General features: G+C 73.8%; 17 protein-coding genes. 7 read left to right on the forward strand and 10 right to left on the reverse strand.

The annotated features are described in order from the left end of the window. Window positions 1-6: 6 nt before the first annotated feature. On the reverse strand, window positions 7-1026 hold the full coding sequence (locus ACIGEZ_RS03310) for an NADP-dependent oxidoreductase (protein ID WP_399825064.1): 1020 nt from the start codon (window positions 1024-1026) through the stop codon (window positions 7-9). 89 nt (window positions 1027-1115) lie between these two features. Here ACIGEZ_RS03310 and ACIGEZ_RS03315 point away from each other — a divergent pair, with 89 nt between their 5' ends. Beyond that, entirely contained in the window at window positions 1116-1550 is a 435-nt protein-coding gene (locus tag ACIGEZ_RS03315) for a MarR family winged helix-turn-helix transcriptional regulator (protein ID WP_399825066.1), read from the forward strand. A gap of 32 nt (window positions 1551-1582) precedes the next feature. On the opposite strand, the gene ACIGEZ_RS03320 is transcribed toward ACIGEZ_RS03315, so the two are convergent. The 5 genes from ACIGEZ_RS03320 to ACIGEZ_RS03340 form a co-directional block, all read right to left on the reverse strand. Next, window positions 1583-1825: a CPCC family cysteine-rich protein gene (locus tag ACIGEZ_RS03320; protein WP_399825068.1), complete on the reverse strand. Its 243-nt coding sequence runs from the start codon at window positions 1823-1825 to the stop codon at window positions 1583-1585. 5 nt (window positions 1826-1830) lie between these two features. Further along, window positions 1831-6444, reverse strand: a complete 4614-nt coding sequence (locus ACIGEZ_RS03325) for a putative T7SS-secreted protein (protein WP_399825070.1) — start codon at window positions 6442-6444, stop codon at window positions 1831-1833. 34 nt (window positions 6445-6478) lie between these two features. Next, window positions 6479-7033: a hypothetical protein gene (locus tag ACIGEZ_RS03330; protein WP_399825071.1), complete on the reverse strand. Its 555-nt coding sequence runs from the start codon at window positions 7031-7033 to the stop codon at window positions 6479-6481. Continuing rightward, window positions 7030-7500, reverse strand: coding sequence for an SseB family protein (locus ACIGEZ_RS03335; protein ID WP_399825073.1), 471 nt, complete (start codon window positions 7498-7500; stop codon window positions 7030-7032). Before ACIGEZ_RS03335 ends, ACIGEZ_RS03330 begins: the two co-directional genes overlap by 4 nt. A gap of 69 nt (window positions 7501-7569) precedes the next feature. Further along, complete coding sequence (locus ACIGEZ_RS03340; protein WP_399825075.1) at window positions 7570-8541, reverse strand: hypothetical protein; 972 nt, start codon at window positions 8539-8541, stop codon at window positions 7570-7572. Window positions 8542-8663: 122 nt separating this feature from the next. Between ACIGEZ_RS03340 and ACIGEZ_RS03345 the strand changes: the two genes are divergently transcribed. The 6 genes from ACIGEZ_RS03345 (at window position 8664) to ACIGEZ_RS03370 (ending at window position 16256) form a co-directional block, all read left to right on the forward strand. Beyond that, on the forward strand, window positions 8664-9224 hold the full coding sequence (locus ACIGEZ_RS03345) for a hypothetical protein (protein WP_399825077.1): 561 nt from the start codon (window positions 8664-8666) through the stop codon (window positions 9222-9224). Window positions 9225-9383: 159 nt separating this feature from the next. Next, a complete protein-coding gene (locus tag ACIGEZ_RS03350) occupies window positions 9384-10442 on the forward strand; it encodes a rod shape-determining protein (protein WP_399825079.1) in 1059 nt (352 codons plus the stop codon). 46 nt (window positions 10443-10488) lie between these two features. Further along, window positions 10489-12027, forward strand: a complete 1539-nt coding sequence (locus ACIGEZ_RS03355) for a GAF domain-containing protein (protein WP_399826201.1) — start codon at window positions 10489-10491, stop codon at window positions 12025-12027. Between the two features lie 118 nt (window positions 12028-12145). Beyond that, on the forward strand, window positions 12146-13330 hold the full coding sequence (locus tag ACIGEZ_RS03360; protein ID WP_399826203.1) for an MFS transporter: 1185 nt from the start codon (window positions 12146-12148) through the stop codon (window positions 13328-13330). A 51-nt stretch (window positions 13331-13381) separates the two neighbouring features. Beyond that, complete coding sequence (locus tag ACIGEZ_RS03365; protein WP_399825080.1) at window positions 13382-14911, forward strand: acyl-CoA synthetase; 1530 nt, start codon at window positions 13382-13384, stop codon at window positions 14909-14911. Further along, window positions 14904-16256: a carboxyl transferase domain-containing protein gene (locus tag ACIGEZ_RS03370; protein WP_399825082.1), complete on the forward strand. Its 1353-nt coding sequence runs from the start codon at window positions 14904-14906 to the stop codon at window positions 16254-16256. Before ACIGEZ_RS03365 ends, ACIGEZ_RS03370 begins: the two co-directional genes overlap by 8 nt. 132 nt (window positions 16257-16388) lie before the next feature. Here the strand turns inward: ACIGEZ_RS03370 and ACIGEZ_RS03375 are convergent, their stop codons facing one another. The 4 genes from ACIGEZ_RS03375 to ACIGEZ_RS03390 form a co-directional block, all read right to left on the reverse strand. Then, window positions 16389-20093, reverse strand: coding sequence for a S8 family serine peptidase (locus ACIGEZ_RS03375; RefSeq protein WP_399825083.1), 3705 nt, complete (start codon window positions 20091-20093; stop codon window positions 16389-16391). A gap of 188 nt (window positions 20094-20281) precedes the next feature. Beyond that, window positions 20282-21478 (reverse strand): MFS transporter, encoded by a 1197-nt coding sequence (locus ACIGEZ_RS03380; protein WP_399826205.1) that lies wholly within the window; start codon window positions 21476-21478, stop codon window positions 20282-20284. 146 nt (window positions 21479-21624) lie between these two features. Beyond that, window positions 21625-22086 carry a GNAT family N-acetyltransferase gene (locus ACIGEZ_RS03385; protein ID WP_399825084.1) on the reverse strand — a complete coding sequence of 154 codons (462 nt, stop codon included), beginning with the start codon at window positions 22084-22086 and terminating at the stop codon, window positions 21625-21627. Between the two features lie 414 nt (window positions 22087-22500). Continuing rightward, a complete protein-coding gene (locus ACIGEZ_RS03390; RefSeq protein WP_399825086.1) occupies window positions 22501-22974 on the reverse strand; it encodes a MarR family winged helix-turn-helix transcriptional regulator in 474 nt (157 codons plus the stop codon). Window positions 22975-22980: the final 6 nt, after the last annotated feature.

The following is a 22980-nucleotide window of genomic DNA, read 5'->3' on the forward strand; positions in this document are numbered from 1 at the left end:
GGAAGACTAACGGGTCGGCGAGACGATCATCTTTCCGGTGTTCTCGCCGCGGAGCATGCCGAGGAAGGCCTCCACGCCGTTCTCGATGCCCTCGACGAAGGTCTCGCCGTACTTCAGCTCGCCGGCGCGCAGCCAGCCGCCGACCTCCTGGACCAGCTGCGGCTGCAGGCCGTAGTGGTCGCCGACGAGGATGCCCTGGAGGCGCAGCCGCTTGCCGATGATCATGGCCATGTTGCGCGGGCCCGGGACCGGTTCGGTGTCGTTGTACTGGGCGATCATGCCGCAGATGGTGGCGCGGCCGTGCACGTTGAGCGAGGAGATCGCGGCCTCGAGGTGGTCGCCGCCGACGTTGTCGAAGTAGACGTCGATGCCGTCCGGGGCGGCCTCGCGCAGCTGGTCCTTGACCGGGCCGTTCTTGTAGTTGAAGGCGGCGTCGAAGCCGAGCTCCTCGACCAGCCACTTGACCTTCTCGTCGGAGCCGGCCGAGCCGATGACCCGGGAGGCACCCTTGAGGCGGGCCATCTGGCCGACCTGGCTGCCGACGGCGCCGGCCGCGCCGGAGACGAAGACGGTGTCGCCCTCCTTGAAGGAGGCCACCTCGAAGAGGCCGGCGTAGGCGGTGAGGCCGGTCATGCCGAGCACGCCGAGGTAGCTGGAGAGCGGGGCGAGCTCCGGGTCGACCTTGGTGGCGTGCTGGGCGGGCACGTCGGCGTACTCGCGCCAGCCGAGGCCGTGCAGCACGTGGTCGCCGGCGGCGAAGCCCTCGGCGTTGGAGGCGATGACCTCGCCGACCGCGCCGCCGTCCATCGGGTGGTCGAGCTTGAACGGCGGGATGTACGACTTCACGTCGTTCATCCGGCCGCGCATGTACGGGTCGACCGAGAAGTGCAGGTTGCGCACCAGGATGCGGCCCTCCGCGGGTTCGGTGACCGGGGTCTCGCGCAGGGCGAAGTCCGAGGGGACGGGCCATCCGTGCGGGCGGGTGACGAGGTGCCACTCACGGCTGGACGCGGGAAGTGCGGACATCGGCGGTGCCTCCTAGAAATGCTTCATGAACTGAAACAACCATGCTCCTGAATATTTAAGGTTGTCAAGTATCGGGGTAGGATGAGGGCATGCCCATCTCACGCACGGACCCCCTGACGCTGGAAGTCGTGGAACTCATCGGCTCGGTCGTGGCGCGCTACCACGACGAGTACGAGGAGGCCGCCGCCCGGCACGCCCTGACCGGCGCGCAGGCCCGCGTCCTCGGCCTGCTCGCGCTGGAGCCGACGCCCATGCGGAAGATCGCCGAGAAGCTGAAGTGCGAGCCGTCGAACGTGACGGGGATCATCGACCGCCTGGAGTCCCGTGGCCTGGTGGAGCGCCGACCGGACCCCGCCGACCGCCGGGTCAAGGTCGCCGCCCCCACGGAGGAGGGCCACGACACCGCCCGCCGGCTGCGCGACTCCCTCGGCTTCGCCCGCGAGCCGCTGGGCGAGCTCACCGAGGCCGAGCGCACCCTCCTGCGCGACCTGCTGAAGCGGATGCTGGGCGGAGGCGCCGCATAGGCGTCCGGGACACGCCCCGGGGGCGTGTCCCGCTACGCGCCCGGCTCCTCCTCCGGCAGCGGCGGCCGCACCCGCCCGGCCCGGCGCTGCTCGGAGGCCCCGAAGGCGGCGAAGTTCTCCCGCGCCTCGCGCAGGGTGACGTGGTTCGGGCCGCCGATGTACTCGTCGGGGTCGCTGTAGTCGAGCCCGTCGTCCTCCCAGCCGCAGACCGGGCAGATCTCGAAGTACCCCCGTGCGGTCAGGGTCAGGTAGCCGCAGCAGATGCAGGGGACCATGCCCGTCAGTTCTCCTCTCCGGGCTGCTTGTCCCAGTACTTGCGGGCCCAGGCGTCCGAGCGGTCGCCGTTGCGGTCGATCGAGCTGTCGAAGTAGGAGATGATCTTGCCGGTCGTCCGGTCCCGCACGGAGAACTCGTTCGTGCTCGGGTCCCAGCGGTAGACCTTGTTCTCGATCATGCTGTCCTTCTCCCGCACGCCCGGCGGCTTCGTGCCGTTGGCGAAGCGGTCCGCCTCCACAGCGTAGTCGTCCTCGTCGTAGATGTTCAGGTCACGGCCGTGGTCGTCGTAGTGCCGGGACAGGCTCGCGGGGCTGGTCCAGCCGTCCTTGGCCTTCTGGATGTCCGCCGCGTCGTCCTCGTACCCGGGCGTGAGGCCGAGCAGGTCGAACCAGGTGTACGGGTTGTGGACGTACGCCACGGGGTTCGGCGCCGGCCCGAGGCCCAGCGGGTCCGGGGACAGGAAGCGGGCCGACTCGGGGTCGTACACCCGGAAGACGTTGTGGTGGAGCCCGGTCTCCGGGTCCGCGTACTGGCCGGGGAAGCGCAGCGGGGTGTACGCGGTCGCGTCCCGGTTCCACACGGTGGTGCCCCACACGGTGGAGCGGGCCCGCCAGGCGATCCGGCCGTCCTCGCCGACCAGCTCCCGCGGGGTGCCGATCAGGTCGGTGACGATCGCGAAGAACCGCTCGTCCACCACCCCCTGGTCCGCGTCGCCGAGCCGCTCGGTCTGGGTCAGCGGCCGGTGCCCGTCGTGGTCCCAGGTGAGCGACAGCGCGGCGGCCCCACCCGCCGTCGTCTGCTCGCACAGCGTCGTGCCGTCCCAGGTGAAGAGGGTCTCCTCGGCGACCTCCCCCGACGGGCCGAGCCGCCGCTTCGCGACCCGCCGCCCCAGCGCGTCGTACACGTACCGCCACGTCGTCCCGTCCGGGGTGACCACCCCCGCGAGCCGGTTCTCGGCGTCCCACGCGTAGCGCCAGACCTCGGGCTTCCGGGAGAGTCTGGCGCGCCGCTTGACCACCACCCGGCCGCGCTCGTCGTGCTCGTAGCGCACCGCCCCCGCGCGCACGATCCGCGTCCCCCGGTACTCGCGGGCCCCGCGCGCCTCCCCTCCCGGGTGGCGGTCGGGCCACACCGCCTCGGTCTGGTCGCCGCTCTCGTCGTAGGCGTACCGCTCCGACCAGCCGGCCGCGTCCACCGCGGTGACCCGGCCCGCCCGGTCGAGGGTGAAGGTGCGGGCCCCGTCCAGGGCGTCGTCGACACCGGTCAGATGGCCGTCCGCGCGGTAGGAGTAGCCGCGCTGCTGGAGCAGACCGCCGCCCACGTCCCGTACCCACTGTCCGGTGACCCGGCCGGCCGCGTCGAACTCCTGCGAGACCGTGACGGCCCCGGCGAGCGTCCGGGCGGTCTCCCGGCCCGCCGCGTCACGGGTGAAGCCGATCGTGCGGCCCGCGGTGGTCAGCTCGGCCCTGCGGCCGTCGGCCGCGTGGGTCCAGTGGCTGGTCACCCCGACCGGGGTGGTGCGGCCGGTGCGGCGGCCCAGCTCGTCGTACTCCCAGCGCAGCACCCGGCCGTCGACCGTCTCGGAGCGCAGCCGCCCGTGCCGGTCGCGCAGCCGGCTCAGCGTGACGCCGTCCGGTGAGGTCGCGGCGGCCAGCTCGTCGAACACGTCGAACTCGTAGCTCGTGACGCCGTCGGCGGACTCCTTGCGGACCACCTGGCCCAGCGCGTTGCGGGTGTAGCGCACCGGCTCCCCGCCTGCTTCGCAGCGCTCCGCGAGCCGCCCGGCGGCGTCATGGCCGTAGGTCACCGTGCGCCCGTCGAAGTCCGTCTCCTCGACGAGCCGGCCCGCCGGGTCGTAGCGGTAGCGCCACTGCCGCCCGTGCGGCCCGGTCACCGAGGTCACCCGCAGCTCGGCGTCGTAGGCGAAGGTGTGCCGCACCCCGTCCGGCGTGGTGCGGGCGGCCAGCAGGTCGAAGTGGGTGTACGCGTACGCGGTGGTCGCCCCGGTCGCGTCGGTGTGCGCGAGGACGTTGCCCTCGCCGTCGTAGCTCCAGCGCTCCTCGGTGCCGTCCGGCAGGACCCGCCGCACGGGCCGGCCCTCGACGTTCCACTCGACCCGGGTCACGGCGCCGGTCGGGTCGGTGAAGCGGACCACCCGGCCGAACGCGTCCCGTACGAAGCGGGTCACGGCGCCCAGCGGGTCGGTGATCCGCACCGGGAGCCCGGCGGCGTCGTTCTCGATCCGCGTCACCGCGCCGGTCGGGTCGGTGCGGGCGACCAGACGGCCGCGCTCGTCGTGCTCCATGAGCGTGGTCGAACCGGTCGGCGAGGTCATCGACGTGCGGTTGCCGCGCTCGTCGAAGGTCTGGCGGTAGACCCGCCCGTCCGGGTCGACCACCTTCACCGGCAGGCCGAGCAGCTCGTCGCGCTCCATGGTGCCGGTGCGCCCGTCGGGGCGGGTCAGCGAGGTGACCAGGCCCCGCTCGTCGTAGCCGAAGCGGGTCTCGTGGCCGAGCGGGTCGGTCTCGGTGAGCAGCCGGCCGTAGCGGTCGTGGACGAAGCGGGTCACCGCGCCCAGCTCGTCGATCCGGGCGACCACCCGGTGGTGCTCGTCGACCAGATAGCGGCGGACGTGCCCGTCGCCGGTGGTGGCGGTGGTGACCCGGAGGCCGGTCGCGGGGTCACGGTCGTCGTAGGAGAAGGTGAGCGCCATCTCGCCGTCGGGGCCGCCCTCGGCGACACAGCGGTCCTGCTCGTCGTACGCGTAGGCGTAGGAGCGCCCGTTGGTGTCGGTCCAGGAGGTGATCCGGCCGCGCTCGTCGTACGTGAACCGCAGCGGCAGGCCCGAGGAGCCGACGGTCTCGGTGAGGTGGCCGTCGGTGTAGCCGTACGCGAGGAGGCGCGGGCCGCCGTCGAGGTGCAGGGCGGTGATCCGGCCGTCCCCGGTCTCGAAACGGAGCCGGTAGCCGCCGCTGTGCCGGAGGCCGGCGGGGGCGCCGGTCTCGTCGTAGTCGAAGGTGAGGGTGTTGCCGTTGCGGTCGGTGAGGCTGTCGATGACGGCCAGGCCGTCGCCGGTGTCGCCGGGGGGCGCGGTGAAGCGCCGGACGTGCCCGGTGACCGGGTCGGTGAGGGTGTAATCGCCGTCGGGAGTGCGTTCGAGGGCGAACCGCGGGCCGGTGAGCGGACGCACGGCGAGTCCGGGTGCCGGGTGCGGGCAGGCGAGCCGCAGCCCGTCCTCGGTGACCACGACGACGCCCTCGGCGTCGACCTCCAGGTGCTGGTCGACGGTGCTCGACCAGGACGGGCCGAACCAGCGGCCGCCGGTGTAACCGGACTCGGCTCGCCGCCGGAAGACCAGCGGGAGGGCGCCGGGCAGGGCGACGTCGGTGAGCGGCAGGAACATCCGGCCGGTGGCGAGGTCGACCGGGTCGGTGCCGTCCTTGGTCTTGTGCTTGTCGGGCTTGTCGCTCTTCTCGTTGCCGTGCTCGTCGATCTCCTTGCGTCCGGGCAGCTCGTCGACGTGCTTGGCGACGGAGCCCACCTTCTTCACCGAGCCGAGCCCCTTGGAGCCGACGAGCTCCGGAAGCATCTTGCCCACGCCCTCGGCCGGGTCCTTCATGAACTCGTCGAGCATCGCCTTGCCGGTGCCGAGCGGGTCGTTGGCCATGGTGACGAGCCCGGCGACGGTCGAGTTGAGGCTGGTGGCGTACTCGGCGGGGTGGGTGAGGTTGTACGGGTCGGTGGGGTTGACCGAGCGGACGAAGGTGAGCAGTCCCGCCGTGCCCTTCACGAGTCCGCCGGCCAGGTGCATCCTGGCGATCTCCAGGCCCTGCAGACCGTCGGAGACCTGTTCGCCGTACGAGGGTTTCGGCGGGGCCGCGTCCCGGGCGGTGCGGATGGCCGAACGGACGGACTCGGCCACCTCGTTGCGCTGGGTGCGGGCGTCGTCGAGCTTGTCCTGGGCGGCCTCGGCGAGCGCGGGGCCCGGGTCGCTGAAGGCGCCGGGCTTCGGCGGCAGGTGTTCCTGCTTGGCCTTGACGGCGTCGTTGTAGGTGTCGACCTGCTTGTTGTGCGCGTCGCGGGCGTCGCTGGATGCCTTCTTGGCCTTCTCGTACTCCTCCAGCGCCTCCTTGGCCCGGCCCTGGGCCCATTCGACGGTCTCGGCGAAGCGGTTCAGGGCGTCGGCGGCGTCCGCGAAGGCCTTGGCGGCCTTGAACCAGCGGGGCGGCTCGTCGGCGACCTTCAGCCGGAAGGCGTCCGCGCCCTCGCCCTTCAGGCCGTCGGCGTCCATGCCCTTCAGGCCGTTGCCCACCTTGCCGAAGGCGCGGGCGAAGTCGGTCAGGTGGGAGGCCTGGGCGCGGATCTTGGACGCGCTGCCGTAGACCAGCCGCTTCGGGTCTTCGGTCTGGCCGAGTTCCAGTTCGGCGGTGTCGGCGCCGAGGTAGTTGGCCGCCGAGCGGCTCTTGTCCCTGATCCAGTCGCCGGCCTCGTCGAGGCCGACCTTCTCGGCGAGCCCGGCGACCTTGTCACCGGTCCACTCGACGGCGTCGCCGACGTCCTTGACGCGGTCCTCGACCCAGTCCTCTACCGGGTCCGGGATGAAGTCGCCGATGCCCATCAGCCGTTCCCCCTCATGCCTGCGCCGTCCCGCATCAGCCCTCCCCGTCGGCCCGGTCGACGAGGTCCCTCAGCGAGCCGATCCTCCCGTTGTTCTTGAGCTGCTCGCCGGTGTCCTTCCAGGTCTGCCCCATGTCCCTGGCGCCCTTCTCGAAGGACTCGAGGCTGTAGTCGGGCTTGTAGACGTCGCCGCGGAAGATGTCGCCCCACTCCTTGTTCTCGATCTCGTCCTCGTCGGCGTGCGGGTTGCCGTAGAGGGAGTTCGCCCCGACCTTGAGCGCGCCCTGGATGTACTGGTCCTCCTCCCAGACCGTGCCGGCGGCGATGCCGAGGGCCTGGGCGATGGTGCTCGCATCCTGGATCAGCGCGCGTACGCCCCACTCCCAGCGCTCGCAGAAGTCCTCGAAGTCCCCGGCGAGGCCCATGTGTCCGGCCTCCATGCCGGTCATGGACAGTTCGCTGAACCCGGCTCCCATGGAGGCGCCGCCGGTGTCGGCGCCCGACTCGCGCAGCTCGCCGACGGCGGCGCGCAGCCCGTTCTGGACCCGCTGGACGACCTCGGGCGAGATCTCCAGGTCCTTGCCGGTCACCGGTCGGTCTCCCGGCCGGCGTCGACGGAGTCGGCGGCGTCGGAGGTGGAGTCGGCGCCGGAGGTGGAGTCGGCGCCGGAGGTGGAGGTGGAGTCGGCGTCGACCGCTGCCTCGTCGGGGACGATGCCCACGACGGGCGGCAGGAGCATGGCCCGTTCGCCGTCGGCCACGTCGACGGCGATCCCGGTGGGCCCGTCGACGCGGGGGATCACGGTGTCGAGCAGCCGGGCCCCCAGGATCGCGGCGTACTCCCACTCACGGCCGGCGTCGCCGCGGGCGAGGGCGAAGCGGGCGAGGGCCTCCTCGCCGGTGAAGACGTAGATCCACCGCACCCCGCCCCAGGCGCCCGACATCAGCTCGCCGCCGGCGAGCGGGGCGAGGACGGTGGCCCGCCGGAACTCGCCCAGCATGCGGGCCGGCCGGCCCCCTCCGCCCCGGAAGGCGGCGATCTCCTCGGTCAGTTCCACGGTGGCTTCCCCCGTTCCCTTGCCGACGCACACGCCGTCCGCCCCTCTGGTGGTTCCCGGGAATCCGCCCTACACGCACCACCAGAGGAAACGAGTGCAGGTCGGTGTAGGACTCGGGCTGGTGCTCGGCGTGGGCGTGCCGGTGGTCGGGGCGGAGCCGCCGAGTGGTGCGGTGGCGCTGCCGGTCGCGGTGGGCGTGGCGGTGCCTGACGGGGTGGCGGAGGGCTGGTCGGGGTCGCCGACGGTCGCGCGGGGCGAGGGGCCGCCGCCGGAGCCCGTACCGGTGCCGGTGCCGGAACCCGTGCCCGTGCCCGTACCCGTGCTCGTACCGGAGCCGGTTCCGCCGCCCCTGCCGGAGCCGCGCGAGGGGTGGGTGGCGGTGGGGCTCGCGGGGTCGGGCTGCTCGACCGTCGCGGTGCCGTCGGGCTGCCCGGTGGGTTCGGTGGGCGGCGGTTGCTCCGGGTCGAGGGGCGTCTCCGTGACGTCCTCCTCCTGTACGGCGGTGGCGGCGCCGCCGTCGTGGGGCGGTTCCAGGGCCAGCTTCGCCAGGCTCAGCGAACCGGCGGCGAGCACCAGACCGAGGGTGCCGACCAGGACCGAGCGGCCGCGCCGGGACCGCGCCCGGCGGCCGCTCCTGCCACTCCTGCCGCTCCGTCCACCGCCGTCGGCCGCCTTGCCGCCCTTGCCGTCGCGGCGCGATGCGGCCCGCCCCTGGGCCGGGCGCGGCGGTTCGAGGACGTCGAGCTCGAACGCGTAGTCGAAGTCCGGCTCGACGGACTCGACGGGCGGTACGGACGCGCCGTACGGACCGGACCCGACGGGCGGTACGGACGCGCCGTACGGACCGGACCCGGCAGGCGGCGCGTACCCACCGAACGGACCGGACCCGGCAGGCGGCACGGGCGCGACGGGCCGGACCGCCTGCACCTGCTGGGCGATCGGGTGGGGGGAGACGTACCGCATCTCCTCGACGGGGGTCCCGCAGCCGGCACAGGCCAGGGCGCCGTTGAGATGCCGTCGGCACTGGTGGCAGTAGTCCATGGCGCCCGCAGGCTATGCGGCCTGCGGACACCGCAGGTAGCCGGGAACGTGAGGATCCTGTGAGGAATCCACAGGTCGTCGGCGTGCCGTCGCGATTCTCCCCCTTCGGGCAGGATGGGCGCATGACCCCTGCCGCCCCCTTTGGGCCGTACGAGTTCCAGCTCGTCCTGCTCCGCCGGATGGCCGACCACCAGCCCGGGCTCGTCGAGGACGCCCTGCGCGAACTGGGGAGGACCCGCGGCGAGATGAGGGAGGCCAACCGCGTCTGGCAGTCATGGGCGCACGCCCGCCGCGGCCCGGGCGAGTACGACCGCTACCGCCAGGTGCTCGGCGAGCCGGTGGCCCGGCAGGCGGCCCCGGAGTTCGCCTCCGAGGTCCTCCAGTGGGACCTGCCGCTCTGGCCCGACCTGCGCTGGGAGGTGGTCGTCGGCGGTCAGGGCAGGTCCCGGCAGGTGTGGGCCCGGCATCTGACCCGGCGGCCGGGGGCGCCCGTGGCCGCGCCGCGCTCGGAGGCCGAGCTGCTGCCGTGGAGCTGCACGTTCGCTGAGGTCCGGCGGGCCTTCCCGGACGCGGTGCCCCGTGAGGGCGACGCACCCACCCGCGCCCGGCTCGACCTGGTGCTGCCCGGCGGGGTCGCCCGTACCGCCGACTTCACCTGGGGACTCCTCCAGGAGCTGCGCTGAACGGTGGCCCGTGCTGACCGGCCGTCAGCGAGCCGGCGGCCCCCGGGCGGCTCAGCTCAGCGCGCGCACGGGCCCGGGCGCGAGCACGATGCGAACAGGACCGCGCACCGCGCACCCCCTCGCCAAGAACGTGCCAGCACCGCACTCCGGAGGACCGCCGTGACCGTCAGCCTTGAGCAGCTGCGCCGCTGCCATGTCGCCGTCGACCTGGGAGCCGCCCGCACCCGGGTCTTCGTCAAGGGCGCCGGACTCGTCGTCGACGAGCCGTCCGTCGCCGCCGTGAACACCCGCACCGGCGCGCTCATCGCCGTCGGCGCCCTGGCCGAGAAGATGACCGGCCGCACCCCCGACTACATCCGGGTGGTCCGCCCGGTCTCCGGCGGCACCGTCGTCGACATCGAGATGGCCCAGCGGATGCTCCGTCACCTGCTGGGCGACAAGCTGCGCCGGCAGCTGCGCCGCAAGCCCCGGCTGCGCGCCGCCGCCTGCACCCCGCACGACAGCGACCCGCTCGCCCAGCGCGCCACCGTGGAGACGCTGGTCGGCCTGGGCGCCCGCCGGGTCGAGCTGGTCGACACCCTGATCGCGGCGGCGGTGGGCTGCGGGCTCCCGGTCGAGCAGCCCACCGCGACCATGATCCTGGTGTGCGGCGCGGCCACCACCCAGGTCGCGGTGCTCTCGCTCGGCGCGATCGTCACCGCCGAGCGGATGCCGGTCGGCGGCAACGCCATCGACCACGCGGTCATCCAGCACCTGCGCCACGAGCACGAGCTGATGCTGCCCAGCCAGTCGGTCCGCCCGCTGCAACTCGCCCTCAGCGGCAACGGCCTGACGCTCCAGGGGCCGACCTTCACCGAGATCCACGGCCGCGACGTGGCCACCGGCCTCGCCCGTTCGGTGACCGTCGACACCGCCGCCGTACGGGAGGCCATCCAGACCCCGCTCACCGCCGTCCTCGACGGCATCGGCAAGGTGCTCCGCGACTGCCCGCCCGATCTCGTGGCGGACCTGGCCGAGCGGGGCATCATGATGGTCGGCGGCAGCGCCCTGCTGCCCGGCCTCGACCAGATGCTGCGCGAGGCGACCGGGATGCCCGTGCACATCGCCGAGCGGCCCGACATCTGCGCCGTGCTCGGTCTGGGCGCGATGCTGGAGGGGAAGATCCAGCCCCTGGTCCTCGCCCCGCTGACCGAAAGCGACCGGTCCGGGTCGGAATGACCCTCCGGAGCCGTGCGTTTTGTACGACAATGAACCCGTGCCGATCATGGACGAGGGCAGCGCGGGCGGCGAGGGCGACGACGACGCCCTCGCGCCCCGCCTGCCCGTGCTCCTCGACGCCGTCCTCGGCGTCGGCAGCGAGCTCGAACTGCGCGCCACCCTCCAGCACCTCGTGGAGACCGCGACCGAGCTGACCGGTGCGCGCTACGGAGCGCTCGGGGTGGTCGACCCCGAGCGCCCGCGCATCACCGAGCTCTTCACCTCCGGCATGACCGAGGAGGAACGGCAGCGGATCGGCCGGCTCCCCGACGGCCACACCGGACTGATCGGCGTGCTCGTCCAGGACCCGCAGCCGCTGCGCCTCGACGACCTGGCCGCCGACCCGCGCTCCTCCGGCGTGCCCGAGGGCCACCCGGAGATGCGCTCCTTCCTCGGGGTGCCCATCCGCGTCCACACCGAGGTGTTCGGCAACCTCTACCTCACCGAGAAACGCGGCGGCCCCTTCACCGAGGAGGACCTGGCCCTGCTGCGCGTGCTCGCCTCCCAGGCCGGCATCGCCATCGGCAACGCCCGGCTCTACGAGACGGCCCGGCAGCGCGAGCGGTGGATCGAGGGGGCCGCGGCGGTGACGACGGCGCTGCTCGCCGGGAAGCCGGCCGAGGACGCCCTGATGACCGTCGCCGAACGGGCCAGGCTGCTCGCCGGCGCCTCGGCCGGCGTGGTGCTCCAGCCCACCGAGGAGGGCGGCATGGAGATCGTCGCCGCCTCCACCACCGACGACCCCGGCGACCTCGTCGGCACCACGATCGCCCCCGGCTCCCCCGTCCTGGTCCAGCTGCTCGGCGGCGAGCCCGTGTTCGTCGAGGACTCGGCGACCGATCCCCGCATGACCACCCACGTACGCAGCCGCTTCGGCCCCTCGATGATGCTGCCGTTGCAGAGCGGCGGGAAGCTCATCGGCACCCTCGCCCTGCCCCGGCGCCGGGGCGGCCCCCCGTACACGGCGGTGGACCGGCTGCTCGCCGCCCAGTTCGCCTCCCAGGCCGCCCTCGCCCTGGTCCTCGCCGACGCCCAGCACAACCGGGAGCAGCTCGCCGTCTACGAGGACCGCGACCGGATCGCCCGCGACCTGCACGACCTGGTCGTCCAGCGGCTGTTCGCCACCGAGATGATGCTGGAGTCGACCCGGCGCAGGGCCGCCGCGCACGACGTGGACACCCTGCTCGGCCGGGCCGTCGACGAGCTGGACTCGACGATCCAGGAGGTCCGTACGACGATCTTCGCGCTCCAGCAGCCGCCGGCGGACGCCCCGACCTCCTTCCGTGGCCGGGTGCTGCGCGAGACCGGCGGCGCGGGCGCACTGCTCGGCTTCCAGCCCGCCGTGCACTTCTCCGGCGCGGTCGACACCCTCGCCGACGACGCCTCCGCCGACCGGCTCCTCGCCACCCTCCGCGGCGCACTCGCCGCCGCCCACCGGCGGCCCGGCATCGGGGCCGTCACGGTCGAGGTCACGGCGGACGACACCGGGCTGCGGCTGCGGGTCGAGGACGACGGTGACCCGCCGACGACGGTGACCTGGCCCTGACCCGTACGGAGGACGCCCGTCCGGCCCAGCAGCCCGCGCCCGGCACCCGGTGCCGATCTTGACTGGTGGCGTGGACACCGAAGCCAAGATTCCCGCGGCCGCATACCGCAACCTCGCCATGGCCACCCTCGGCTTCACGCTCACCTTCTGGGCGTGGGACCTGATCGCGCCGCTCGCGAGCTGGTACGGGGACCGGCTCTCGCTCAGCTCCTTCCAGCAGTCGCTGCTGGTCGCCGTCCCCGTCCTGGTGGGCTCGCTCGGCCGGATCCCGGCCGGGGCGCTCACCGACCGGTACGGCGCGAAGCTGATGTTCCCGCTCGCGTCGGCGCTGACGATCGTGCCCGTCCTGCTGCTGACCGTCGTCAAGGACTCCTACGGCCTGATGCTGGTCGTCGGCTTCCTGCTCGGCCTCGGCGGCACCACGTTCGCCATCGGCATCCCGCTGGTCAACTCCTGGTTCCCGCCCGCCAAGCGCGGCTTCGCGCTCGGTGTCTTCGGCATGGGCATGGGCGGTGTGGCGCTCTCCGGCTACTTCACCCCGCGTATCGCCGAGCACGGCGAGAACCTGCCGTTCGTCGTGGTGGCCGTCGCCCTCGCCGCGTACGCCGTCCTCGCCGTGCTGCTCATCACCGACCGGCCCGACCGGACCGTCCCGTCCGCCTCCCTCGGTCACCGCCTCGGCCAGGCCGGGCGGCTGCGGGTCACCTGGGAGCTGTCGGCGCTCTACGCGATCGGCTTCGGCGGCATCGTCGCCTTCGGTGTGTACCTGCCGACGTATCTGAAGACCTGGTACGCGCTCGACCCGACCGACGCGGGCACCAAGGCCGCCGGATTCGCCCTGGTGACGGTCGTGTTCCGGCCGATCGGCGGCTGGCTGTCCGACCGGGTCCACCCCGCCCTGGTGACGGCCGTCGCGCTCGCCGTCGTCGCCCTCCTCGCGATCGTCCAGGCCTTCGACCCGCCGCTGAACCCCGGCGGCACGACCGCGCTGCTCATCATGGCCGCGGGTCTCGGCACCGCGAGCGGCTCCGTCTTCGCCCTCGTCTCCCAGGTGACCCCGCAACCGCAGGTCGGCAGCGTGACCGGCATCGTCGGCGCGATGGGCGGCCTCGGCGGCTTCGTGCCGCCGCTCGTGATGGGCGCGATCTTCAGCGCCAAGGACTCCTACTCGATCGGGTTCATGCTCCTGTCCGACCTGGCGCTGGCCGGCAGCGTCTACGCGTACGGGCGGATGCGCAACGTCCGCCCCGAGGGTGACGAACCGAGCCCGGAGGTGAGCAAGGTCGCAGCGCGTCGTCCCTGACGCACGGGCAGAATGCCCCTCAGGCATTCCCCCGTGCGAGGAGGACGACCGTTGAGCGCGCTCTTTCCGGCCCTGGTGGCCGGCTCCGACCGGCCGGCCCTGCGTTTCGGTGCCGCAGACCCCCTCTCGTACGCCGAACTGGCCGGTGCGGCCGGTGCCTTGGCGGTGCGGATCCGGGACACCGGCCGCGTCGCCGTGTGGGCCACATCCACCGCGGAGACGGCCGTCGCGGTGCTCGCCGCGCTGCTCGCGGGCGTGCCGGCGGTCCCCCTGAACCCGCGGACCGGGCAGCGGGAGCTCGCCCACATCCTCGGCGACAGCACCCCGGGCGCCGTCCTCGCCGGCCGTGCGGACGAGCTTCCCGAGGCGCTCGCCGCGGTGCCGCGGATCGACGTCGAGGTGCGGGCCGCGGCGGCGGCCGACGTGCGGGGCGCCGGGTCCGCCGACGTGCGCGGCGCCGGGTCGGGCGACGCACGCGCCACGGGACCCGCCGTCGAGGAGCCCGACGACGCCGAGTCCCCCGCCCTGATCGTCTACACCTCCGGCACCACCGGCCCCCCGAAGGGCGTCGTGCTCTCCCGGCGCGCGATCGCCGCCTCGCTCGACGCCCTGGAGGACGCCTGGGCGTGGACCGCCGAGGACGTCCTCGTGCACGCGCTGCCGCTCTTCCACGTCCACGGCCTGATCCTCGGCGTCCTCGGCCCGCTGCGCCGCGGCGGCGAGGTACGGCACCTGGGCGCGTTCTCCGTCGAGGGCGTCGCCAGGGAGCTCGGGGAGGGCGGCGGGACGATGCTGTTCGGGGTGCCGACCATGTACCACCGGCTCGCCGAGGCGCTCCCCCACCACCCGGCACTCGTCCGCGCGCTGGCCGGGGCGCGGCTGCTCGTCTCCGGCTCGGCGGCGCTTCCCGTCCACGACCACGCGCTCATCACGGCGGCGACCGGGCGGACGGTGATCGAGCGGTACGGCATGACCGAGACGCTCATGAACACCTCGGTCCTGGTCGGCTCGGGCGCCCGCCCCGGCTCGGTGGGGCTTCCGCTGCGCGGGGTCGAGCTGCGCCTGGTCGAGGAGGACGGCTCGGTCCTCGACGCGTACGACGGCGAGACGGTCGGGGAGATCCAGGTCAAGGGCCCGAACCTGTTCACCGCGTACCTCAACCGCCCCGACGCGACCGCGGCGGCCTTCGCCGACGGCGGCTGGTTCCGCACCGGCGACATGGCCGTCCGCGAGGCCGACGGCTCCGTACGGATCGTCGGACGCAAGGCCACCGACCTCATCAAGAGCGGCGGCTACAAGATCGGCGCGGGCGAGATCGAAAACGCCCTCCTCGACCACCCCGAGGTCAGCGAGGCGGCCGTGACCGGCGAGCCCGACCGGGACCTGGGCGAGCGGATCGTGGCCTGGGTGGTCCCCGTGGACCCGGCGAGCCCGCCGGCGGCCGACGCGCTCGCCGCCCATGTCGCCGCACAGCTCGCCCCGCACAAGCGCCCCCGCGAGGTCCGCTACCTGACGGCGCTGCCCCGCAACGACATGGGCAAGATCCTGAAGAAGGCCCTCCCCGAGGCCCTCCGTGGCTGAGCGGTTCACCGCGCGGGAGGCCGTCGCGCTGGTCGCCGACGACTTCGCCCCCGACGACGCTCCCCCGGCCGCCCAGCCGCCGGACGGCCCGATCGGCTGGGCGGGCTACGACGAGTCCCGCACCCGGGCCGCCGGCCGGACCGGCTCGGACGAGTCGGTGCACTACGGCACGGCGACCGTCGGCGGGCGGGCCTGCGTGCTCGTGGTCTTCGAGTTCGGCTTCCTCGGCGGCTCGCTCGGGCAGGCCGCCGGGGACCGGCTCGTCGCCGCGTACCGGGCCGCGGCCGAACGGCGGCTTCCGCTGGTCTCGCTCGTGGCGACCGGCGGCAGCCGGATGCAGGAGGGCATGGTCGCCCTCACCCAGCTCCAGCGGGTGGCCGCCGCCGCGGTCCGGCTGCGCGCCGCCGGCGTGCCGCACGTGACCGTGCTCCGGGACCCGGCCACCGGCGGCGGCTGGGCCACCGTCGGCGCGGGCGCGGACATCGTGCTCGCCCTGCCCTCGGCGCAGGTCGCCTTCGCCGGGTCCCGGGTGCGCCCGCCGGACGCCGACCCCGCCGCGTACACGGCCGAGGAGCAGTACGCCCACGGGCACGTCGACGCGATCGTGCCGCCCGAGCGGCTGCGGGAGACCCTCGCGCTGTGGCTGCGGCTGCTCACCCCGCCGCCCGGGCTCGACATCCTGCCCGCGCCCGCGCCGTACGCCCTGGGCGACCCGGTCCCGCCCGCCACCGGCTGGGACGCGGTCCGGGGGGCCAGGGCCGCGGACCGGCCGCGCGCGGGGGCGTACCTGGACGCGTACTTCGAGACCCGGGCGGCCATCAGCGGCGACCGGGCCGGCGGGGCCGACCCCGGCGTGGAGTGCGGCTTCGGCGTCCACGAGGGCCGGCCCGTGGCGTACGCGGCCCAGGACGGCGGCGCGACCCGCCCGGCCGGATTCCGTACCGTCGCCCGGCTGCTGCGGCTCGCGGACCGGCTCGGCATCCCCGTCCTCACCCTGATCGACACCCCGGGCGCGGCCAACGACGCCGAGGCCGAACGGGCGGGCGCGGGCCCGGCCATCGCCGAGGCGTTCACCGCGATCGCCGAGGCCAGGACCCCGGTCACCTCCCTGCTCGTCGGCGAGGGCGGCTCGGGCGGCGCCCTGGCACTCGCCGCTCCCGGCAACACCTGGGCCGCACCCGGCGGTTACTTCTCCGTCATCGCCCCCGAGCTCGCCGCGCAGATCCTCAAACGCACACGGGACCAGGTCCCGGAGACGGCCGGACAGCTCCGGCTGCGCCCCCAGGACCTGGTCTCGCTGGGTGTCGTACGCGGGGTGGTGCCGAGCGCGCCCGGGCGGGCCTAGAGGTGTCTCGTCGATCCGGCCGGATCAGGGAGCCCCTTGGGGGTGTCTCGGGCCCGATCCGCCGGACGGGCCCGATCCGCGGACGGTCCCGATCCGCGGACGGCCCCGATCCGCGGACGGCCCCGGGCGCGGCTAGCGGACGCCCACCGCGCGGATGAGCTCCTGCTTCACCGCGCCACCCTTGTCGTCGCTCGCCCCGGCCCGGAAAGACACGGACTTCGCGCCCTTCGGGACGCGCAGGTCGCCGCTCCAGGAGGCGCCGTGCCAGGAGGACTTGAGAGCGACCTTGCTCCAGGTCGCGCCCTCGTCGTACGAGACCTCCAGGGTGCCGCCGCCGAGGACACCGGTGCCGGCGGCGCCCGCCACGTACTCGGCGTAGACCCGTACGGGCACCCGGCCGCCGGCCCGGACGTCGCCGGCGAGGTCGGTGTCGAGGTCGAAGCCGAGGTTGATCAGCGGCAGGTAGGTGGTGCGGTCGTCCGGGGTCTCCTTGGAGCGGAAGGTCCACTCCGCGTGGCCCTTGGTGCCGAGCCGCCAGCGGGCCGGGTCGAGCGCGGTGTCGGTGACGACCTTGTAGGTCGCCTCATCGGCGGGCGCGTCCCAGGCGTAGGCGCCCGAGCTCATCTTGCGGTCGACGCGGGTCCCGTTGACGTACACCTCGGTGAACTGGGTCATCGTGTCGTCGCTCCACACGTTGCCGAAGCCCGTGTGGTCGGGGCCCGAGTCGCCCCAGCCGGGCGTGTTGAAGCGCAGGTCGTTGCCGGAGCGCTCCTGGCCCCAGCCGAGGCCGGTGCCGAGCCACGGGTGCCAGACCGGCTTGAACCACTCCAGTTCGTTCGTGCTGCCGCCGCGGTAGACGGACCGGCCGCCGCGCTGCTCCAGGGAGTCGCCGAGGTCGACGGACTCGTGCCAGCGCTGGCCGGTGCCGGTGGAGACGTACTCGGTGCGCTCGGCCGGGAAGGCGATCCGCTCCTTGAAGCCGACGCCGATCCGGAAGGTGTCGGTGAGCGAGTAGCGGAACTCGCCGCCGGTCTCCTTCTTGGCCGTCGGCATGTGGAACGCCGAGCGGATCGTGGCCAGTTCGTTCTTCTTCGGGCGGAAGACCAGGTCCGTGCCGATGGCGCCGGGGTGCCCCTCGGAGAGGTCGTAGGTGTACGGGGTGTAGCGCGTGCCCGTCAGGTCGACGGCGCCACGGCGGGCCGCGGCGGCCGCGAGGCGTGCGGCGTCGGCCGCGTTCACGGTGGCGACGGCGAGCGGCCGGTCCTCGTAGTCGGCGGTGCCGAACCAGGCCATCAGCCGCCCGGGCTGGTCGTCGGTGACGAACAGTGCCCTGGCGCCGGCGTCCTGGGCGGTCTGGGCGAGCTGCTTGGGGTCGGCGTCCCCGGTGCGGCGGACGAGCACGGCCTTGCCGGTCACGTTCCGGCCCGCGTACTCGGCGGCGGTGCCGGTGCCCGCGTCGACGACGCCGAGGCGGTGGTCGCCCTCCAGGAGGGCGGAGCCGGCCTGCGGGGTGGCGTCGGAGAGCCGTACGCCGCCGGCCTTCGCTTCAAGGAGCGGCTTGCCCAGCCGCCAGACCGTCCGGTACTCGAAGGTGCCGGTGGCCGGCTTCGCGGTGGGCGCGGCGAAGACCGAGTCGTACTTCGCCGGGACCTGCACGGCGCCGCCGTACGAGGCGCCGTTGGCGTCGCGGTCGAACTCCATCAGGAGCTGGCGGGTCTCGGTGCGCCGCTCGACCTCGGCGCGGATCTCGCGCAGCCGCCGCCCGTCGAGGGTGACCTCGCGGTCACGGTCGAGGACGACCTCCGGCGCGGTGAGGAAGCCGAGGCCGAGGGAGTCGGCGCCGTGCGAGCCGTGCACGTCGAGGAAGGTGTCGACGGTGTACGTGCCGGGCTTCAGGCGCAGCTGGACGGTGCCCGACTCCCCGACGGTGGCGGGGAAGGGGTCCTCGCCGGCGGCCAGCTTCTGCACGCCGAGGAAGGCGGCGCTCGGGGCGCCGGCACGGTCCTTGACGTGGACGGTGAGGGTGTAGCGCTCCTCCTCCTTCACCAGGCCGAGCGCGGTGTGCGCGACGGCCGTGCCGCCGGCTTTGGCGGTGGCGGTGAGGCGGCCGGAGCTGGTGCCGACGGGGGCCTTGGCGCCGTCGCCGGTGACGGTGGTGCTCGCGGTGCCGTGGGCGGGCACGGTGAGGGTGGGGTCGGCGAGGGTGGTGGTGCCGTCGGGCATGCCCTGGACGGCGAGCTTCAGCTCGACGGCCGCGTCGGAGGCGTTGGTATAGGTGACCGTCTTCGTCACGGGCTTGTTCGCCTCGTACGGCCAGGCGTAGAAGCCCAGGTCGGCGGAGCCGGTGGCGGTGACGTTCGCGGTGACGGCGGCGGCCACGTCGAGGCGGCCTGCGCCGAGGTCGTAGGCGGAGGCGTCGAGCGTCTTGGAGCTGGACATGAGGGCGTTCTTGAGCTGGGCCCCCGTCCAGTCGGGGTGCCGCTCGGCGAGGAGCGCGGCGGCGCCGGCGACGTGCGGGGTCGCCATCGACGTACCGTTCATGGAGGTGTAGAGGCCGCTGCCGGCCACCAGTTGGGAGCGGGCGGCGAGGATGCCGACGCCCGGCGCGGACACGTCGGGCTTGAGCGCCTGGTCGAGGTAGCGGGGGCCCTTGCTGGTGAAGTACGCGGCCTCGTCGGCGGAGTCGACGGCGCCGACGGTGAGCGCGGAGTCGGCGGCGCCGGGCGAGCCGATGGAGCCGGGGGCGCCGGAGTTGCCGGCGGCGATCACGAAGAGCGCACCGGTCTCGGCGGACAGGCTGTTCACGGCCTGTGCCATGGGGTCGGTGCCGTCGCTGGGCTCCTGGGAGCCGAGGCTCATGGAGACGATCTTCGCGTCGATGTCGCGGGCGGCCCACTCCATGCCGGCGATGATCTGCGACTCGCTGCCGGAGCCCTGGTCGCTGAGGACCTTGCCGACGGCGAGGGTGGCGCCGGGGGCGACGCCCTGCTCCTTGCCGTCGCTCGCGGCGCCGGACCCGCCGACGGTGGAGGTGACGTGGGTGCCGTGGCCGTTGCGGTCGGCGACCTCCTGGCCCTCGATGAAGGACCTGGATTCGGTGACCCGACCGGCGAGATCGGGGTGTCCGGCGTCGACGCCCGTGTCGAGGACGGCGACCTTGACGCCCTTGCCGGTGAGGCCGGCCTCCCAGGCCTCGGGGCTGCCGATCTGGGCGTTGGAGTCGGCCATGGCGGCCGTGACCCGTGCGTCGAGCCAGACCTTGGTGCCACCGGCCGACCTGGCCCGCTGGGTGGCGGTGAACTCCCGCCAGAAGGCGGCCGGTTCGGTGGCGGTGACGGCCGCGCCGCCGATGCTCGGCAGGGCGCGGACGGTCTCGGTGCCGCGCGGGGTGGCGGCGGCGCGGGTACCCTTGCCGTGGGTGACGATCAGCGGCAGCGCGCCGGTGATGCCCTGCTCGACGAGGCCCGTCACGTCGAAGAGCCGCCGGTCGAGGGCGCCGGACTCCAGGTAGGGGCGGGCCTCGTCGGGTATGACGGTGACCCTGCCGTTCACGGTCTCGGTACGGACGGCGCCGGTGGCGCCCTTGGCCCGCTCGACGGTGACGGTCCGGGCGCCGCCGCCCAGGTCGGTGAGGGTGACGCGGTCACCGGTGACGAGGGTGACGGTGGTGCTGGTACCGGTGCTGGTACCGGCCCCGGCCTGGGCTCCCGTGAAGGTGGCGGGAACGGGGGCGGCGGTGGGGGTTGCCGCCGCCGCCTGCCCCGTCGAGAGCAGCACCAGGGAGAGACCGGCGGCGAGCAGGCCGACTGCCCTTCCTCCTACGGAAGGTCTGATCACGACACACTCCTCGGCGCCCGGGGGAAGGGGTGGTTCCGGGCGTCGCGAAGAGTCTGGGCCGCGGGGCGGGAGTTGACCCTCGTCGGAGCTGGCGGCTATGTGCCGTGGCGGGCAACCGCCAGGTGAGGGTCAGTGGTTGGCCGGGTGACGTTCGGGTGATCAGCCGGGGGCCGGGACCTCCGCGGGCCTCAGGCGGTGGGGTGGTGGGCGTCGTAGCGGCGGAAGCCCTTGGCGTACAGGGTGAGGAGGGCGATCGCGAGGACACAGGCCAGGCCGCCGCCGGTGATGGCCACGGCAGGCGAGGTGAGATCGGCGACCGATCCGGCGAGGAAGTCACCGAGCCGGGGCCCGCCGGCGACGACCACGATGAAGACCCCCTGGAGCCGCCCTCGCATGTCGTCCGGCGCCGCGACCTGCATCATCGTGTTGCGGAAGATCATCGAGACGGTGTCGGAGTAGCCGGCCACGGCGAGCAGCAGCAGCCCGAGCCACAGGTTGCGGGTGAGGCCGAAGGCGGCGATGGCGGTACCCCAGGTGGCGACGGACAGGAGGATCGCCTGCCCGTGGTGGCGGATCCGCCCCTGCCAGCCGGACAGCACCCCGCCGAGGAGCGCGCCGAACGCCGGTGCGGCGACGAGGAGTCCGGTGGTACGGGCGTCCCCGCCGTACCAGAGGACGGCGACGGCCGGGAACAGTGCGCGGGGGTGGGCGAGGATCATCGCGCAGAAGTCGGAGAAGAAGGTCATGCGCAGGTTGGGGCGGGTGGCGAGGAAGCGCAGCCCGTCGAGGACGGAGGCCCGCTTGGCGCCGGTGCGCTCGGGCAGCATCGACGGCAGCCGCCACATCGCGTAGAGGGAGGCGGAGAAGGCGATCGCGTCGATGAGGTACGCGGTCTGGTAGCCGGCCAGACCGACGATGACGCCGCCGAGGCTGGGCCCGACGAGCGTGCCGAAGGTGGTGGTCATCGAGTTGAGCGCGTTGGCGGCGTGCAGCTGCTCGGCGGGCAGCAGCCGGGGGATCATCGAGCTGCGGGCGGGCGCGTTGAGCGCGGCGCAGACGGACTGCAGGGAGACGATCCCGTACAGGAACCAGACCTGGTGGAAGCCGGCGAACGCGGCGGCGGCGAGGGCCGCGGACAGCACGGCGGAGCCGCTGGCACTCGCGAGGCCGAGCTTGCGGCGGTCGACGGTGTCGGCGATGGCGCCGCCGTACAGCCCGAAGACGATCAGCGGGACGAGGGAGAAGAACCCGACGAGGCCGACGGAGAACGGCGAGCGGGTGATGTCGTAGACCTGGAGGGAGATGGCGAGGGTGGTCATGCCCTGGCCCACCCAGGTGACGGTGTTGCCGAACCAGAGGCGGCGGTAGTGGACGGAGGTCCGCAGCGGGGTGAGGTCGGCGAAGACCCTGCGGCCGTCGGGGCCGGCGCCGGCCGCCTCGTCGGTCTCGCGGGCGGCGGGGGTGTGCGGGGTGCCGGGGTGCGGTGGCGCCCCCGGGGTGTCCTGCGTGTCCTCGGTGTCCTGGCCGGCGCTCACGCGGCGTCGGCCGTGATGTCGTAACGCAGCTCGGGGCGGGCCCAGTGGATCTGTCCGGCGGGCCGGACGGTCCCCGTGCGGCGGGCGCCGGTGCGCAGGTAGAACTCCTCGGCGGGCGGGTGGGCCACGACCCGTATGGAGTCGAGCCCGGCGGCGCGCCCCTCGCCGAGCATGTGCTCGATGAGCATCCGGCCGATGCCGAGCCCCTGCGCGTCGTCGGCGACGAACGCGAGGTCGAGCTCTGCCTCGTCGACGAGCAGCGCGTAGAAGCCGAGAACGCGGTCCTGCGCGTCGACGGCGACGTGAACGGGGTGGTGCTCGATGTACGGACCGCCCACCTGGTACCCGTCGACCATGGCGGCGTAGTCGCCCCGGTAGGCACCGGACTTCCGGACGAGCCGGGTGAGCCGTGGGGAGTCGTCGGCGGTGGCACGCCGGATGGTGATGTCTTCGGGCATGACGCGAGTATAGGGACGGGAGGGGATTCGGCTCCTTACATTTATTGGAGGCCGGGGACGGTGGGGAGCGGGGTGCGCGCGGGAACGGCCATGCCGCGGCGGAAGGCCGCCGCGTCGGCCCCGGCGCCGAGGGACGTGCGGGCCGTCGACTCCGCGCGGTCGAGGTCACCGCGCTCCGCGAGGGCCGGCGGCGCGCCCGTCGACGCGGCGAGCAGCGCGGTCGCCGCACCGAGGAGCGGTCGCCGCGTGGCGCCGCGCGCGAGCGCCGCGAAGCCCAGTCGATGTCCCTGACGGACCTGCCGGTGATGCCGATCGCGCTGGTCACGGCGCCGGCGCTACCCGCTCGCTCGTCTCGCCGGCCCGGTACGCGGTGATCGTGCTCCTGCTGCGCGAGGTCCCGCGCACCGGCTAGCCCTACGAGCAGACGTTCAGGTCGTCCGGATCGACGCTGTCGAGCCGGACGGCCAGCGCGTTGAGCCGGTCCCGCAGCTCGACGATCTCGGCCAGGTCGAGACCGGTGGCGGCGGCGATGCCCCGGGGCACGCCGAGCGCCTTCTCACGCAGCCCTACCCCGGCGTCGGTGAGCCGCACGGTGACCGACCGCTCGTCCTCCGCGCTGCGCCGCCGCTCGACGTATCCGGCCGCCTCCAGCCGCTTGAGCAGCGGGGACAGGGTGCCGGAGTCGAGGCGGACCCGCTCGCCGATGCCCTTGACGGGCAGCTCGCCGTGCTCCCAGAGGACGAGCATCACCAGGTACTGGGGGTAGGTGAGCCCGAGCTCCTTGAGGGCACCGCGGTAGACGCCGTTGAAGGCGCGGGTGGCGGCGTGCAGCGAGAAGCAGATCTGGTTGTCGAGCTTGAGGAAGTCCTCGGTGGTGGGTCCGTCCATGGGTTC

The organism is Streptomyces sp. NPDC085481 (genome assembly GCF_044541845.1).
GTDB lineage: Bacteria > Actinomycetota > Actinomycetes > Streptomycetales > Streptomycetaceae > Streptomyces.